We start from the raw sequence: 15,217 nt of genomic DNA, 5'->3' as shown, positions 1-15,217 counted from the left end.
GTGCGGCCATCTGGTCGACGCCGCGCCGCGCAGCCGCGCCAGAGGTATCCATGATCCGCTCCCCCCTGATGACCGTGATGACGGACGCCGTGATGAAGGCGTCGCGTTCCCTCAAGCGCGATTTCGGCGAGATCGAAAATCTGCAGGTGCTCGCCAAGGGCCCCGGCGACTTCGTCTCCAAGGCCGATACGAAGGCCGAGGAAATCCTCCGCGCCTCGCTCGAGCGGGCCCGCCCCGGCTACGGCTTCGTGATGGAGGAGAGCGGCATCGTCGCCGGCACCGACGAGAGCAACCGCTGGCATATCGACCCGCTCGACGGCACGCACAACTTCCTGCGCGGCATTCCGCACTGGAACATCTCGGTAGCGCTGGAGCGCGACAACCAGTTCATCGCCGGCGTCGTCTACGATGCCGCCAAGGACGAGCTGTTCATCGCCGAGAAGGGCAAGGGCGCCTATGTCAACAACCGCCGCATGCGCGTCTCGGGCCGTCGCGAGCCGGCCGAGATGCTGATCGGCATGGGCGTTCCCCATATCGGGAAGGGCGGGCATCCGCTGTTCCTGCACGAGCTCGGCGCCGTGATGACCCGCTTCGCCAATGTCCGCCGCATGGGCTCCGCGGCTCTCGACATCGCCTATGTCGCAGCCGGGCGCATGGACGCCTATTGGGAGCGCGGCCTCAACACCTGGGATTTCGCGGCCGGCGCCGTGATGATCCGCGAGGCCGGCGGCACCTTCGGCACGCTCGACGGCAAGCAGCCGACAATGGCCAAGGACATCATCTGCGGCAACGAGGTCGGCGAGCAGTCGCTGCGCGCGGCCCTCAAGACTGCTGGCTGACACCACTCCCCCTCATTCGCGCTTGATCCTTGCGGCACGGGAGGCGACAGTCCCCGTGCGGCAGGATGCTAACGGAAGACGAAGCATGGCGAATGAGGAGATGGTGGCCGAGGGAATTCCGGCCGCACCGCCGCGGGATGAAACCCGCTTTTCGCGCCCGCTGCGCTACGTCATCCGCGCAATCCTCTTTCTCGCCCTGATCGGCTTCCTCGGTTTCATCCTTCAGGGTGGGCTCCGAGGCGCGTTCATGACCAATCCAGGCCTGAACGGCCTGATTTTGGGCTCGCTCTTCGTCGGCATCCTGATCGCGCTGCGCGAACTCTGGCGCATCCACAGCGAGGCCCGCGCCGCGACGCGGCTGGCGGCCGACCCCGCACAGGCCGAAATACGGCGCGGCCAGGTCATCTCTCCGCTCGGCAGCGTGCTGCCGGCGCTCGACCGGCGCAGCCTTGCCCCCGCCCAGGCCGCGACCCTGCTCGAATCGATTGCGGTCAGGCTCGACGACGGCCGCGAAGTGCTGCGTTACCTAGGCGGTCTCCTGGTTTTCCTCGGCCTGCTCGGCACCTTCTGGGGCCTGCTCGACACCGTCTCCTCGGTCGGCAACGTCATCAAGTCGCTGCGCACCGGCGCGGAGGCCGGCGTGCTGTTCGACGAGCTCAAGGCCGGCCTTGCCGCGCCGCTCGCCGGCATGGGCCTGTCGTTCTCCTCCTCGCTGTTCGGCATTGCAGGCTCGCTGATCCTCGGCTTCCTCGAACTGCAGGTCGCACAGGCGCAGCGCCGCTTCCGCAACGAGATCGAAAGCTGGCTGGGGACCCGCACCGCGAGCGCGTCCGGCGTCGCGCAGGGCTATCAGCCCCTGGCGGACACTGCCCTGAACGAGCGCTTCGAAAAGCTCAGCAGCGCCATGATCGAGGGCGGCGCCAACAATCGCGCCGCGACGCAGGCGCTGGCCAACCTCGCGGAGGGCATCCAGGGCCTGGTCCAGCACATGCGCTCCGAGCAGCAGCTCATTCGCGACTGGGTCGAGGCACAAGCGGCCCGTGAAAAGGATCTCAAGCGCCTGATCGACCGCCTCACCGCCGACAGCGTCAGCGAGCCCTGACACCGACCCTCGCAGTGCAGCGGCGCGCCACGGCGCGCTGACCCCCAGGAGCCTCCAGCATGGCCCTTTCCCGTTCCCACCGCCGCTACGAGGTCAATTTCTGGCCCGGCTTCGTCGATGCGCTTTCGACCATGCTGATCGGCATCGTCTTCCTGCTGTCCGTCTTCGTGCTCGGGCAGTTCTTCCTGTCGCAGGAGTTGACCGGGAAGGACACCGTGCTCGAGCGCCTCAACCGCCAGATCTCCGAACTCACCGACATGCTGGCACTGGAGCGCTCGTCCAACCGGCAGGCCCAGGAAAGCCTGACGCTGCTGCAATCGACGCTCACCCGCGAACAGGGAGAGCGCAGCCGTGTCCAGGGCATGCTGGACTCGCAGACCAGCAACGCCCCTGCCCAGCTCGCCGATACCCAAAAGGCGCTTGAGGCCGAAAAGCAGCTCTCGGAGCGGGCCCAGGCGACCGTCGAGATGGTCAACCAGCAGATCCTCGCGATGCGCCGCCAACTCGCGGCGCTGGAGGAGGCGCTGAACGCGTCTGAAGCCAAGGACAAGGATTCCCAGGCCCGCATCTCGGAACTCGGCTCGCGCCTGAACGTCGCGATGGCACAGCGCGTCCAGGAACTGGCGCGCTATCGCTCGGACTTCTTCGGACGCCTGCGCCAGGTGCTGGGTACGCGCCCCGACATTCGCGTCGTCGGCGACCGCTTCGTCTTTCAGTCGGAGGTCTTCTTCGATGCCGGCCAGGCCGTGCTGAAACCGGAAGGTCGCGGCGAGCTCGACAAGCTCGCCACCATCCTGGTCGATCTCGGCCGCGAGATGCCGCCGGATATCCCATGGATCCTCCGGGTCGACGGCCACACGGACAACAGGCCGATCCGCTCGGCCCAGTTCCCCTCGAACTGGCATCTCTCATCGGCGCGTGCCATCGCCGTGGTCGAATACCTGATCACGCGCGGCCTTCCCAGCGACCGCATCGCCGCGACCGGCTTCGGAGAATACCAGCCGCTCGACGTCGCCAACACCGACGAGGCCTTCCGCCGCAACCGCCGGATCGAGTTCAAGATCACCGAGCGGTAAGCGAGTTGCTTGGCAGACCCAGAACGCCCACCCCTGCCAGCCCGGACGCATCGGAGCGGAGATCCGGGATGGAATCCCGGATCCGTGTCCAGTAGGGTTCAGGGCTGGATCCCAGGTCTCCCTGCGGTCGCCCGGGATGACTGCGCGCTTGCTCTCGAATGGAACGCGCCCTCGCGCAGCTCAGGCTTCCTCGAGCCCGAACTGCAACGCTGCCAGCCTCGCATAGAGCCCGCCCTGCGCCTTGAGCTGCGCATGCGTGCCCTCCTCGACGACGCGGCCCTCATCCATCACCAGGATACGGTCGGCCGATAGAATGGTCGCGAGGCGATGCGCCACGACCAAAGTTGTGCGCCCCTGCATCAGCGCGTCGAGCGCATCCTGCACGGCGCGCTCGCTTTCTGAATCCAGCGCACTCGTCGCCTCGTCGAGCAGCAGGATCGGCGCATCCTTGAGGACCGCGCGCGCGATGGCCAGGCGCTGGCGCTGGCCACCGGACAGGGTGACGCCGCGCTCGCCAACCACCGTGTCGTAGCCGTCGGGCAGGTTCTGGATGAAGCCGTCGGCCGCGGCCAGGCGTGCCGCCTCCTCGACTTCGGCCCGGCTGGCGTCAGGCCGCCCATAGGCGATGTTGTCGGCGACGGAGACGCCGAACACGGTCGGCTCCTGCGGGACCAGCGCGAAGCGTGCCCGCCACGCCTCCGGGTCGGCCTGGGGGGCCGCCACGCCATCGACTGTCACGCGCCCCGACGACGGGTCGTAGAAGCGCAGCGCGAGTTGCAGCACCGTGCTCTTGCCGGCGCCTGACGGCCCCACCAGAGCGATCCGCTCGCCCGGCCTGACCGTGAAGCTGAGGTCCGACAATGCCGTGACCGCGCGCGAAGGATAGTTGAACGAGACGCCCTCGAAGGCGAGTTCGCCGCGCGAAGGCTGCGGCATCGGCTTGGGGTTGGGTGGTGCCGCGATGGCTGGCTTGGTGGCGAGGATCTCGCCGAGCCGTCCAGCCGCGCCTGCGGCGGCCGAGATCTCGCCATAGACCTCCGAGAGCTGTCCCAGCGAGCTCGCCGCCATCACGGCATAAAGGATGAACTGCGAGAGCCGCCCGCCGGTCATGCGCCCCTCGAACACCTCCGTCGCGCCGGTCCACAGCACCCAGACCACGCTGGCGCTGACCAGGAAGATCGCGACGCCCGAAAGCAGCGCGCGCGAGGCCGTGGCGCTGCGCGAGGCGTCGAACGCCTCGTTGGAGGCCTTGGCAAAGCGCGCCGCCGTCTGCCGCGCTGCGCCGAAGGACTGCATGGTGCGGATCGCACCGACAGCCTCCGAGGCGAAGGCGGAGGCATCCGCCAGCCGGTCCTGCGCCGCGCGCGCGCGCCGGCGCACGGAACGGCCCGACAACACCAGCGGCAGGACGATCAGCGGGATCGCCGCGATGACGATCGCCGAAAGCTGCGGGCTGGTGAAGATCATCAGCCCGATCGCGCCGACCACCATGATGCCGTTGCGCAGCGCGATGGAGGCCGTCGAACCGAAGGTCGACTTGATCTGCGTTGTGTCGGCGGTGAGGCGCGAGACCAGATCGCCCGCGCGGCTGGAATCGAAGAAGGCCGGCTCGAGCCGCGTCAGATGCGCGAACACATCCGAGCGCAGGTCGGCGACGATGCGCTCGCCCACCGTCATAACGAGATAGAAGCGCGCCGAGCTGGCCAGCGCCAGCGCGGCCACGATTCCGATCAGCAGGATGAAGTAGCTGTTGGCCAGGCGCTGCTCGCCCCCGGAGAAGCCGACATCGATCACGCGCCGCACCGCCACGGGCAGCGCGAGCGTCGCGACGGACGCTACCACCAGCGCCAGCACGGCAAGCGCGATGCGCCCCTTCTGCGCCGCCGCATAGGGCCAGAATGAGGACAGCGAACGGAAATCTGGCCGCGGTTTCTTGTCGTCTTTATCGGCCTCGGTCACGCGTCTTTGTCCTGTCATGCTTGCACTGTCGGCGCGGCTGGGATATGTGCACGCGACTTCACGACAGGCTCATACGAATTATTCGACGGGCCGGCAAAGCACGTCTGCTCATCGATCTGCGTCCGATGGTTGATGCAGGCCCGTTTTAGGACACTGAGGATTTCGCCATGGCCAAGACCGGCATCCATCCCGATTACCACACCATCAAGGTCGTCATGACCAATGGCACCGAATATTCGACGCGTTCGACGTACGGCAAGGAGGGCGACACCCTCAATCTCGACATCGATCCGTCCACCCACCCGGCCTGGACCGGTGGCACGCAGACGATGCTCGACCGTGCTGGCCGCGTTTCGCGCTTCAACTCGCGCTTCGGTGCGTTCGGCGCGCTCGGCAAGAAGTGATCCGGTGGCGATCGAAAGATCGCCTCTGATCCTGAATCAGAAAAGGCCCGGCCTCATCGGCCGGGCCWTTTCTGTTATGGCGGCAATTGGTCGCGGATAAAGGGGACAGCCGGCAGACGTCGCGCGACGCAGTCCCGGCGACGCGACGTTTCGCCGCCGCCGGATTGCCTCGCTGCGCCCCGCGACGACGCGCAACGTCAGTGCGCCAGGCTCAGCCTTGCCTGAAGGCGCGTGAGCTGGTCCTGGACCGGATTGGCCTGCCAGGCAGGGACGATCGACATCTGGCCTTCGAGATGGCGGATGCGGTCCTGCAGCCTGATCGAATGCGCCATCAGATTGCGCAGCCCCTGGGGCAGCAGAGCGGCATCCTCATGGGCCGGCGTGACCATCGGCTCGGAAATCCGCACCTTGTTGTTTTCGGCGCGAGCCTGCTCGGCGGTCATCTCGCCCTCGGCAACCGCGCGCTGGACCAGCAGCCAGGATGCGATCTGCATCAGCCGCGTCGTCAGGCGCATGCTCTCGGTGGCGTAATTCAGCGAAATCTCGCGCGGCAGCGCCGCGGAATCAGCACGGCCCTCGCCGTCAAGATAGGCGGCGGTCTGCTCGACCAGCCCCATGCCCTCGCGGAACAGCAGCATGAACCCGTCAGATTTGACGTAGCCGCGGGCAAACGAAATCGCGCCGTCATCGATATGCGGCTCAAGCATCAACTGGTCGTTCATTCCGGTGTCCCCTCGCGGCACAATTCCGTGTGCGTCTGAGACGCAGCCACGGTTCATGCCGACAACAGCGCAAGGATAGCGCCGATGCGGTTCGGAGGCTGCGGTAAGATTGTGTTAACCTTAACGGCGGTATGAGACCAAAAAAAGAGCCGCCTCGAAGGCGGCTCGAAGGTCAACAGGGAGGCGTCAAACAGAGTGGGCAGGAGCCACTCGACATCCAGACAAACTGGATGATCAGATTCATACTTTGGAATCGTTAAGGGACGGTTAAGAGCCGTACCCACTGCCCCCTTTTCAGGCAGGCTTTCGGAAAAACGCATCCGCGGCCGAGCGCGAGGCGTCCTTCCTGGCCCGAGCCTCCCCGAGGCGCTCGATCTCGGCTTTCAGGGCCGCGACGCGCTGATCGATTTCTGCCAGCGACAGCATCGACAGGTCCTGCCCGATCTCGTGGACAGATTTGGCCTTCGGACGGTCATCCTCTGGAAAGATCGACATGGCTGCCTCACATTCGGTCTTCGATGGCGGCGCACAGTAGTCGTGTCCGCCCCGCAACTCCACACCCGGCAAGGCGCGCTCGACATCCGGCCGCGCCGGACCAGCCTACGCCTCGACAGGACCCAGCCGCCATGACCGCCCTGCCCCAGACCATGACAGCAATCGGCTTCGCGGCCCCCGGGGGCCCGGAGGTGCTCAAGCCCCAAGCCCGCCCGGTGCCGCAGCCGGGTCCAGGCGAGGTGCTCGTCGCGGTAGCAGCCGCCGGGATCAACCGCCCCGACGTCCTCCAACGCAAGGGCGGCTATGCCCCGCCGCCCGGCGCCTCCGACATTCCGGGTCTCGAGATCGCCGGCCGGGTCGTCGCCCTGGGCGAAGGCGCCAAGCGCTTTGCCATCGGCGACAGCGTCTGCGGCCTCGTGGCAGGCGGCGGCTACGCCCAATATGCCACCGTGCATGAGAGCAACGCCCTGCCCGTGCCGACCGGGTTGTCGGTGATCGAGGCGGGAGCCATCCCCGAGACCTTCTTCACCGTCTGGGTCAACGTCTTCCAGCGCGGTGGCCTGAAGGCTGGCGAGAGCTTCATGGTGCATGGCGGCACCTCGGGCATCGGCACGACGGCGATCCAGCTTGCAAAGGCGTTTGGCGCCACGGTGCTCGCAACCGCCGGCTCGGCTGAAAAGTGCCAGGCCTGCCGCGAACTCGGCGCCGAGCATGCGATCAACTATCGCGAGGAGGATTTCGTCGCCGCGGCCAGGCAGGCCACGGGCGGTCGTGGCGTCGACCTGATCCTCGACATGGTCGGCGGCGACTACATCAACCGAAATTACGAGGCCGCCGCCGAAAGCGGACGCATCGCCCAGATCGCCTTCCTCAACGGCCCCAAGGCCGAGGTCGACTTCCGCAGGCTCATGATGAAGCGCCTGAGCCATACCGGCTCGACCCTGCGTCCCCGCAGCATTGCCGAGAAGGCCGTTATCGCGGACGATCTCAAGGCACGGGTCTGGCCCCTCCTCGAGGCTGGCCGCTGCAAGCCCGTCATCCACAAGACCTTTCCGTTCGCCGAAGCAGCCGCTGCCCAAGCCCTGATGGAAAGCAACGCGCATATCGGAAAGATCGTGCTGGTGATGTGAGAATGGGTGATGCCTGCCGCTCCTGAACGCGTCATCATCATCCCGCGCGACGGGCAGACGGCCCGGACTGACGGCGGCGGAGGATGCAAGGGCCTCGCTGCACGCTTTTTCTTGGACACCTGCCCCGCCCTCGCTTATAAGCCCGCCATCCTGTTCATCGTCGATGATTTGGATGGCCGGCCGGGGAGGCCGGTCTGCGCATGAGAGCTATTGTCCGCGACGCTGATCCGGCCCAAGCCGCCGACTTTCGAGATTCAGGAGACGTCCCGTGTCACAACCCCCGCTGATGCCTAAAGCCACCGCGGTATGGCTCGTCGAAAACACCTCCCTGACCTTCGAGCAGATCGCCGAGTTCTGCAAACTGCACCCGCTCGAAGTGCGCGGCATCGCCGACGGCGAAGTCGCGGCCGGCATCAAGGGCCTCGACCCCATCAACTCCGGACAGCTCACCCGCGAGGAACTCGAGCGCGCCGCCAAGAACCCCAGCCATCACCTCAAGCTCGCCGAGCGCAAGGTGAAGGTGCCCGAGATGAAGAAGTCCAAGGGCCCGCGCTACACGCCGGTGTCCAAGCGCCAAGACCGCCCGAACGCGATCCTCTGGCTGCTGCGCAACCACCCCGAGCTCAAGGACGCGCAGGTCATCCGCCTCATCGGCACGACCAAGTCGACGATCGCCCAGATCCGCGACCGCACGCACTGGAACGCCCAGACCCTGACGCCGATCGACCCGGTCAGCCTCGGCCTGTGCTCGCAGATCGATCTCGACTTCGAGGTCGGCCGCGCCGCCAAGGACCGTCCCGCGGCGATCGCCGAGATCGGCTCGACGCTGCTGTCGGCGGAGGAAACCACCGCCCCGGCGCCCGCCCCGCTCAGCCAGACCTTCGCCGACATGGGCAAGCCCAAGCGCGAGGAAGAGGCGGCGATCGACGTCGCTTCCGTGTTCGCCAAGCTCAAGCAGATGCGGCGTCCCGCCGAAGACAAAGACGACGAGTGAGTTTCATGGGCCGCTGCTTGCAGCGGCCCATTTCTTTAGTGGGCTTAGCCATGAGCGAGACCGACGCCGCGATCGCGTTCAGCTTCCTCGGCACGGGCGCGCCGCCCGTCAGCCTGCGCCGCAGCGGGCCTGCCCACCTGATCGAGACCGATGAGTGCAAGGTCCTGATCGATTGCGGCTCCGGCGTCAGCCAGCGCCTCGTCGCGGCCGGCGCGCGTGGCGCCGATATCGATCTCCTGATCGTCACCCACGAGCATTCCGATCATCTCGTCGATTTCTACCAACTCGTCGTCTCGAGCTGGCATCAGGGCCGCAGCAAGCCCTGGCGCGTGCTTGCACCTGCCCCGGCGCTCGCGAACATGCAGGCGCAGTACCAGGCCTTCGCCCGCGAGCGCGCGCTGCGCATCGCCTTCGAGAAGCGCCCCGACGCGTCCGGCCTCCAGATCGTCTTCGAGGACTTGCGCGAAGGTCGCATCTCCGGTCTCGGGCGTCTCGCCATCGACGCTTTCCTCGTGGACCATCATCCCGTCGAGCCCGCCTTCGGACTGACCCTGTCTATGGCAGACACGCGGATCGTCTTCTCCGGGGACACGCGCCTGACGCCCGCGCTGGAGCGGGCCGCGCAGGGCTGCGACCTTCTGGTCAGCGAAGTGTTCGTTGCCAGCGAGATGCCGGTCGTTGCCGGCGTCCGCTCCGCCGAGACGGTCGCCTCGGTGCAGAGCTATCACATGACTCCGGCCGTGGTGGCGGGGCTTGCAGCGCGCACCGGCGCCAGGGCACTCGCCTTGACCCATATCGTGCCGCCGGCGGCGGATACTGCCGCACTTGCCCGCGAAGTCCGGCAGGCTGGGTATCTCGGGCCCCTGATCGTGGGCGAGGACCTCATGCGTCTGGAATGGCCAGAACGCCTGCTGCGCTGGAACGGCGCGACAATCGGCTTCTGACGCAGCACCTTTCGGCAGATCGGGCCGTCAGCCCGGGCGAAGCGAAGCGCAGACCCGGCAGCCCTATACGAGCCCCCTGCCCTTGATCACGGCGGCGATCTCGGCGAGCACGCCCGGATCCTCGATCGTCGCCGGCATGGCGTAATCCTCGCCGTCGGCGATCTTCTTCATCGTCGAGCGCAGGATCTTCCCCGAACGCGTCTTGGGCAGCCGGTTGACCGTCAGCGCCAGCTTGAACGCCGCCACCGGGCCGATCCGCTCGCGCACCAGCGCGACGAGTTCCCTCTCGACCTCGGCCGCGCTCTGGGTAACGCCAAATTTCAGCACGACGAAGCCACAGGGCTGCTCGCCCTTCAGCGCGTCCTTGATCCCGACGACCGCACATTCCGCCACGGCCGGGTGCGAGGCCAACACCTCCTCCATCCCACCGGTCGAAAGCCGATGGCCCGCGACATTGATGATGTCGTCGGTGCGGCCCATGATGAAGACATAGCCGTCCGCGTCGATATAGCCGGCATCGGAGCTGTTGTAGTAACCCGGGAAGGCCGCGAGATAGGCTTCCCTGAAGCGCGCATCGTCACGCCAGAGCGTCGGCAGCGCGCAGGGCGGCAGCGGCAGCTTGACGACGATGGAGCCCATCTTGCCAGCCGGCACGGGCTGCCCGCCCTCATCGACGCAGCGCACGTCATAGCCCGGCAGCGGAACAGTCGGCGAGCCCGGCTTCACGGCAAGATGCTCGAGCCCGATCGGGTTGCCGACGATGCAGGAACCGGTCTCGGTCTGCCACCAATGGTCGATCACCGGGACTTTCAGGATCTCGGCGGCCCAGTTCAGCGTGTCCGGATCTGCCCGCTCGCCGGCGAGGAACAGGGCCCGGAATTGCGAGAGGTCGTGCCCCGCCAGATGCCGGGCCTGCGGGTCCTCCTTGCGGATCGCGCGAAAGGCCGTGGGCGCGGTGAACAGCGCAACCGCCTTGTGCTCGGCAATGATCCGCCAATAGGCACCCGGGTCGGGCGTCCCCACTGGCTTGCCCTCGTAGAGGATCGTGGTCGCGCCCTGCAGCAGCGGTCCGTAGACGATATAGGAATGCCCCACGACCCATCCGACATCCGAGGCAGTGAACATCACCTCGCCAGGCTTCACGTCGTAAAGGTTGTCCATGGTCCACTTCAGCGCGACCATATGGCCGCCATTGTCGCGCACCACGCCCTTGGGCTTGCCCGTCGTGCCCGAGGTGTAGAGCACGTAGAGCGGATCGGTCGCCGCGACCTCGACGCAATCGGCCCTGCGCCCGTTCGCCTTGGCGGCGGCGACGAGCGCGCGCCAGTTCCTGTCGCGACTGACCCGCATCGACGCGTCGGCCTGCGGCCGTTGCAGGACCAGGCAGGCCTCCGGCTTGTGCGTCGCCAGTTCGATCGCCCCGTCGAGCAGCGGTTTGTACTCGACCACGCGCGACGGCTCGATGCCGCACGACGCCGTCAGGATCAGCCGGGGCTCGGCATCGTCGATGCGAGTCGCGAGCTCCGTGGCGGCGAAGCCCCCGAACACCACCGAATGCACCGCGCCGATGCGGGCGCAGGCCAGCATCGCGAACACCGCCTCCGGGATCATCGGCATGTAGAGGATGACGCGGTCGCCCTTGGCCACGCCGAGGTCCTGCAGCACCGCCGCCAGCGCGGCCACCTCGCCCAGCATCTGGGCGTAGCTGAAGATGGTCTTGGTGCCGGTGACCGGGCTGTCATGGATCAGCGCTGGCTGGTCGCCGCGTCCGTCCCGGACATGGCGGTCGAGCGCGTTGAAACAGGTGTTGCAGGTCGCATCGGGAAACCAGCGACCATAGGCGCCCTGCCCGGCATCGAAGATCGTCTCCGGCTGCCTGATCCATTCGATTGCCTGGGCCGCGCTGCGCCAGAATCCCTCTGGATCGGCCTGCCAGCTTGCATAGGTCTCGGCGTAGCCGCTTGCATGCGAGGCATTCATGGAACGCGTATCCTCTTCGCCCTGTTCTGGCCTACACCCGCCGGGAAGCGACAGCGGTGGAGGCTCATTTTGCGCGGGATCGTGCTCATTCGATACCGCAGGCGCAAGCGTCGTCCTCTCAGACTTTCGCCGCGCCCTCCGGTTTTGCAAGCTGCGACATCGCGAATGGGGCAGATCATCCCACGATGACTTTCGACCCCACCTTTTTCGCCGCCATGGTGCCCGCCGTCATTCTCATGGGGCTGTCGAAGGGCGGCTTCTCCGGCCTCGGCCTGCTCTCGCTGCCCCTGATGGCGCTCGTCGTCTCGCCCGTGACAGCCGCCGCCATCATGCTGCCGCTGCTGATCTCCCAGGATGTCGTCACGGTCTGGTCCTATCGCCGCGAGTTCGACCGCCGCAATCTCGCCGTGCTTGCGCCGGGGGCGCTCCTCGGCGTGCTGGCGGGCTATCTGCTGGCCGCGAAAGTCTCCGACGCCGCCGTCGGCTTCGCTGTCGGTGTGATTTCCGTTGGCTTCGCGCTGCGCAGGCTGACGAGCGCAGGCAAGCCCCCGCCGCCCGTGGCCCGCGCGACTCTCGCATCCGGGACGCTTTGGGGCTGGATCTGCGGCTTCACGAGCATGATCGCCCATGCCGGCGGACCGCCCTTCCAGATCTTCGTCATGCCGCAGCGCCTGCCACCGGCGGTCTTCGTGGGCACCGGCGCAATCTTCTTTGCCGCCATGAACCTGATCAAGGTCGCGCCCTATCTCGCTCTTGGCCAGTTCTCGCAGCAGAACCTCGTGGCCTCCGCCGCCTTGTTTCCGGTCGCGATCGCCTCGACCTTCGCGGGGGTCTGGTTGGTTCGCCGCGTTCCGGCCGAGCGCTTCTACACCATCATCTACTGGCTCCTGCTGGCGATAGGGTCCAAGCTGATCCTCGACGGGATCCTGTCGCTGGCCCGGGTCGCGTAGCCCAGCGCCGCCGAGTCCGAACCCGACCCCGGACGTCCCTGCCACGGAACCGGCCCGCGCACCCTGTCATTTGGTCGATGCCGCGCCGCCAACAAAACCGGTGACCGGATCATCCGGCAGACGCTAGGCTGCCTGCAGTCACAGGGAGAACAGCGCGACGATGGCCATCAGCGCATACGACACCGACCTCGACCGCAACCCGGCGAACTTCCAGCCGCTGACCCCGCTGGGTTTCCTGGAACGCGCGGCCAGCGTCTTCCCGGCGCATACCGCGATCATCCACGGCCCTCTGCGGCGCTCCTATGCGGAGTTCTATGCCCGTTCGCGCCGGCTCGCCTCGGCCTTGGCCAGGCACGGCATAGGCAAGAACGACACCGTCGCGGCGCTGCTCCCCAATACGCCGGCCATGCTCGAATGCCACTACGGCGTGCCGATGTGCGGCGCGGTGTTGAACACGCTCAACACCCGTCTCGACGCCGGCATCATCGCCTTCTCGCTCGACCATGGCGAGGCCAAGGCCGTGATCGTCGACCGTGAACTGGCCAGCACGATGAAGGCCGCCTTGGCGCTGTGCCAGGCCAGGCCGCTTGTCATCGACTACGATGACCCCGTCTATGATGGCCCCGGCGAGCGCATCGGCGGCATCGAGTACGAGGATTTCCTGGCGCTGGGCGATCCGGATTTCGACTGGCTGATGCCGGCCGACGAATGGGACGCGATCGCGCTGAACTACACCTCGGGCACCACCGGCGACCCCAAGGGCGTGGTCTACCATCACCGCGGCGCCAATCTGCTGGCGACCTCAAACGTCATCACCGGCGCCATGGCGAGGCATCCCGTCTATCTCTGGACGCTGCCCATGTTCCACTGCAATGGCTGGTGCTTTCCCTGGACGATCTCCGTGCTCGCGGGCACGCATGTCTGCCTGCGCCAGGTCCGCGCCAAGGCGATGTATGACGCACTCGCCGACCATGGTGTGACCCATCTCTGCGGCGCACCGATCGTGATGTCGGCGCTGCTGAACGCTTCTGCCGAGGAGCGTCGTGAGTTCACCCAGACAGTCTCCTTCTTCACAGCCGCCGCCCCGCCGCCCGAGGCCGTGCTGGGCGCGATGCAGGCCGCGGGCTTTGCAGTGACCCATCTCTACGGCCTGACCGAGATCTATGGCCCCGCCGTCGTCAACGACTGGAACCAGGACTGGGACGCCCTGCCCGCACCCGAGCAGGCCGCGCTGAAGGCGCGCCAAGGCGTGCGCTACCCCGCGCTCGAGGCGCTCGACGTGCTCGATCCCGAGACGCTGCAGCCCGTCCCGCGCGACGGCGCCACGCTGGGCGAGGTGATGATGCGCGGCAATGTCGTGATGAAGGGCTATCTCAAGAACCCGAAGGCGACGCGGGATGCCTTCGCCGGCGGCTGGTTCCATTCCGGCGATCTCGGCGTGCGCTTTGCTGACGGCTACATCCAGCTCAAGGACCGCTCCAAGGACATCATCATCTCGGGCGGCGAGAACATCTCCTCGATCGAGGTGGAGGATGCACTCTACAAGCACCCCTCGGTCCAGGTCGCCGCCGTGGTGGCGCGTCCTGACGACAAATGGGGCGAAACCCCATGCGCCTTCGTCGAGCTCAAGCCCGGCCTCAGCGCAACCGAGGCGGAGATCGTCGCCTGGTGCCGGGGCCTGCTGGCCGCATTCAAATGCCCGAGAACCGTGGTGTTCATCGAGGTCCCCAAGACCTCGACCGGCAAGATCCAGAAATTCCGGCTGCGCGAGATCGCGCGCGCCCTCTAGGCCCGACTGCGCGTACCCCAAACGAAAAAGGCCGGCCCCGAGAGGGCCGGCCTGATCTCGCTGAAAGTCCGGTTCAGCAGGCCGCCGCGGCCCGCCTGTAGTCCCTAATGGAGAGTTCGATCCGGGATCGTTTGCCGCACCCGCTCGATCTCCTCCTTGAGCATCAGCTTCTTGCGCTTCAGTTCAACCACACTGAGACCGTCCGAAGATGGGCTCGAAACCGCCTGAGCGATGGCTTCCTCGAGCTGGCGATGCTTGCGTTCGAGTTCGACGAGGTGGGTCTGAAGCGACATCTGGATCCTCCTGATGAGCGATTTGACGGTTAACTCTGACACAGAGCCGGCTTCACGTCTGCGGGGCTATCTCGCACCGCACCATGAGTTTCTGTGATCGTGAACGGCTCCTGTCCTCGAAGGCGCGAATGTGATGCGCCCCAGCCTTGCAGACGCCCGGCGCACTTGCGGGCGGGCCGGCTGGTCCGCATAGTCACCGCCAAACGCGGCGATGATGAGATGGCCTGATGGAATTCGAGATCAGCCCGGAAGAGGTCGAGGCCTTTACGGCGGAGCTGGCGCGGCTGCGCGAGGAACATCGCGATCTCGACAGCGCCATCGACGCGCTCGAGCGGGTCGGTGCCGTGAACCAGATCCAGGTGCAGCGCCTCAAGAAGCGCAAGCTCTACCTCAAGGATCGGATCTCGCAGATCGAGGATGCGCTGACCCCCGATATCATCGCCTGAAGGGCGCCAAGGCTCCGTCTGCCGGATTTGTAGTCACCGCGCCGCTGATTTCGCTGATTCGCCGCTTGCCTCCGCAGGCTGTGGCAGTCTAGAT

Annotated in this window: 15 protein-coding genes; 10 read left to right on the top strand and 5 right to left on the bottom strand. The window is 66.7% G+C overall.

Going from position 1 to position 15,217, the window contains the following annotated elements:
- The first annotated feature begins 50 nt into the window (after positions 1–50).
- The 3 genes from AC1D2L_RS21495 to AC1D2L_RS21485 all read left to right on the top strand — a co-directional run bounded on the left by AC1D2L_RS21495 (position 51) and on the right by AC1D2L_RS21485 (position 3,017).
- On the top strand, positions 51–839 hold the full coding sequence (locus AC1D2L_RS21495; RefSeq protein ID WP_476847934.1) for an inositol monophosphatase family protein: 789 nt from the start codon (positions 51–53) through the stop codon (positions 837–839).
- Between the two features lie 85 nt (positions 840–924).
- Positions 925–1,941: a flagellar motor protein MotA gene (locus AC1D2L_RS21490; RefSeq protein ID WP_476847933.1), complete on the top strand. Its 1,017-nt coding sequence runs from the start codon at positions 925–927 to the stop codon at positions 1,939–1,941.
- Between the two features lie 59 nt (positions 1,942–2,000).
- Complete coding sequence (locus AC1D2L_RS21485) at positions 2,001–3,017, top strand: peptidoglycan -binding protein (RefSeq protein WP_476847932.1); 1,017 nt, start codon at positions 2,001–2,003, stop codon at positions 3,015–3,017.
- Positions 3,018–3,197: 180 nt separating this feature from the next.
- On the opposite strand, the gene AC1D2L_RS21480 is transcribed toward AC1D2L_RS21485, so the two are convergent.
- Positions 3,198–4,994: an ABC transporter transmembrane domain-containing protein gene (locus AC1D2L_RS21480; RefSeq protein WP_476847931.1), complete on the bottom strand. Its 1,797-nt coding sequence runs from the start codon at positions 4,992–4,994 to the stop codon at positions 3,198–3,200.
- 149 nt (positions 4,995–5,143) lie between these two features.
- Between AC1D2L_RS21480 and rpmE the strand changes: the two genes are divergently transcribed.
- Positions 5,144–5,380, top strand: a complete 237-nt coding sequence (rpmE, locus tag AC1D2L_RS21475) for a 50S ribosomal protein L31 (RefSeq protein ID WP_476847930.1) — start codon at positions 5,144–5,146, stop codon at positions 5,378–5,380.
- Positions 5,381–5,577: 197 nt separating this feature from the next.
- On the opposite strand, the gene rcdA is transcribed toward rpmE, so the two are convergent.
- Both rcdA and AC1D2L_RS21465 read right to left on the bottom strand, forming a co-directional pair.
- A complete protein-coding gene (gene rcdA / locus AC1D2L_RS21470; RefSeq protein WP_476847929.1) occupies positions 5,578–6,102 on the bottom strand; it encodes a protease adaptor protein RcdA in 525 nt (174 codons plus the stop codon).
- 294 nt (positions 6,103–6,396) lie between these two features.
- On the bottom strand, positions 6,397–6,597 hold the full coding sequence (locus tag AC1D2L_RS21465) for a DUF1192 domain-containing protein (RefSeq protein ID WP_476847928.1): 201 nt from the start codon (positions 6,595–6,597) through the stop codon (positions 6,397–6,399).
- A 131-nt stretch (positions 6,598–6,728) separates the two neighbouring features.
- On the opposite strand from AC1D2L_RS21465, the gene AC1D2L_RS21460 reads away from it, so the two are divergent.
- The 3 genes from AC1D2L_RS21460 (at position 6,729) to AC1D2L_RS21450 (ending at position 9,665) form a co-directional block, all read left to right on the top strand.
- Positions 6,729–7,727: an NAD(P)H-quinone oxidoreductase gene (locus tag AC1D2L_RS21460; protein WP_476847927.1), complete on the top strand. Its 999-nt coding sequence runs from the start codon at positions 6,729–6,731 to the stop codon at positions 7,725–7,727.
- Positions 7,728–7,995: 268 nt separating this feature from the next.
- Positions 7,996–8,721, top strand: a complete 726-nt coding sequence (locus AC1D2L_RS21455) for a DUF1013 domain-containing protein (RefSeq protein WP_476847926.1) — start codon at positions 7,996–7,998, stop codon at positions 8,719–8,721.
- Positions 8,722–8,771: 50 nt separating this feature from the next.
- Positions 8,772–9,665: an MBL fold metallo-hydrolase gene (locus AC1D2L_RS21450; protein WP_476847925.1), complete on the top strand. Its 894-nt coding sequence runs from the start codon at positions 8,772–8,774 to the stop codon at positions 9,663–9,665.
- 63 nt (positions 9,666–9,728) lie between these two features.
- On the opposite strand, the gene AC1D2L_RS21445 is transcribed toward AC1D2L_RS21450, so the two are convergent.
- Positions 9,729–11,645: a propionyl-CoA synthetase gene (locus AC1D2L_RS21445; RefSeq protein WP_476847924.1), complete on the bottom strand. Its 1,917-nt coding sequence runs from the start codon at positions 11,643–11,645 to the stop codon at positions 9,729–9,731.
- A gap of 185 nt (positions 11,646–11,830) precedes the next feature.
- Between AC1D2L_RS21445 and AC1D2L_RS21440 the strand changes: the two genes are divergently transcribed.
- Together AC1D2L_RS21440 and AC1D2L_RS21435 are read left to right on the top strand one after the other, a co-directional pair.
- The gene (locus AC1D2L_RS21440; RefSeq protein WP_476847923.1) at positions 11,831–12,595 is read left to right on the top strand and encodes a sulfite exporter TauE/SafE family protein; all 765 of its coding nucleotides are present in this window, start codon (positions 11,831–11,833) and stop codon (positions 12,593–12,595) included.
- A 160-nt stretch (positions 12,596–12,755) separates the two neighbouring features.
- Positions 12,756–14,384, top strand: a complete 1,629-nt coding sequence (locus AC1D2L_RS21435; protein WP_476847922.1) for an acyl-CoA synthetase — start codon at positions 12,756–12,758, stop codon at positions 14,382–14,384.
- 104 nt (positions 14,385–14,488) lie between these two features.
- Here AC1D2L_RS21435 and AC1D2L_RS21430 read toward each other — a convergent pair whose 3' ends face one another.
- Positions 14,489–14,677: a YdcH family protein gene (locus AC1D2L_RS21430; RefSeq protein WP_476847921.1), complete on the bottom strand. Its 189-nt coding sequence runs from the start codon at positions 14,675–14,677 to the stop codon at positions 14,489–14,491.
- Positions 14,678–14,904: 227 nt separating this feature from the next.
- Between AC1D2L_RS21430 and AC1D2L_RS21425 the strand changes: the two genes are divergently transcribed.
- Positions 14,905–15,123 (top strand): YdcH family protein, encoded by a 219-nt coding sequence (locus AC1D2L_RS21425; RefSeq protein ID WP_476847920.1) that lies wholly within the window; start codon positions 14,905–14,907, stop codon positions 15,121–15,123.
- Positions 15,124–15,217: the final 94 nt, after the last annotated feature.

The organism is Allobosea sp. P1_B10 (assembly GCF_056406735.1).
This window is presented reverse-complemented; position numbering and strand designations above follow the sequence as displayed.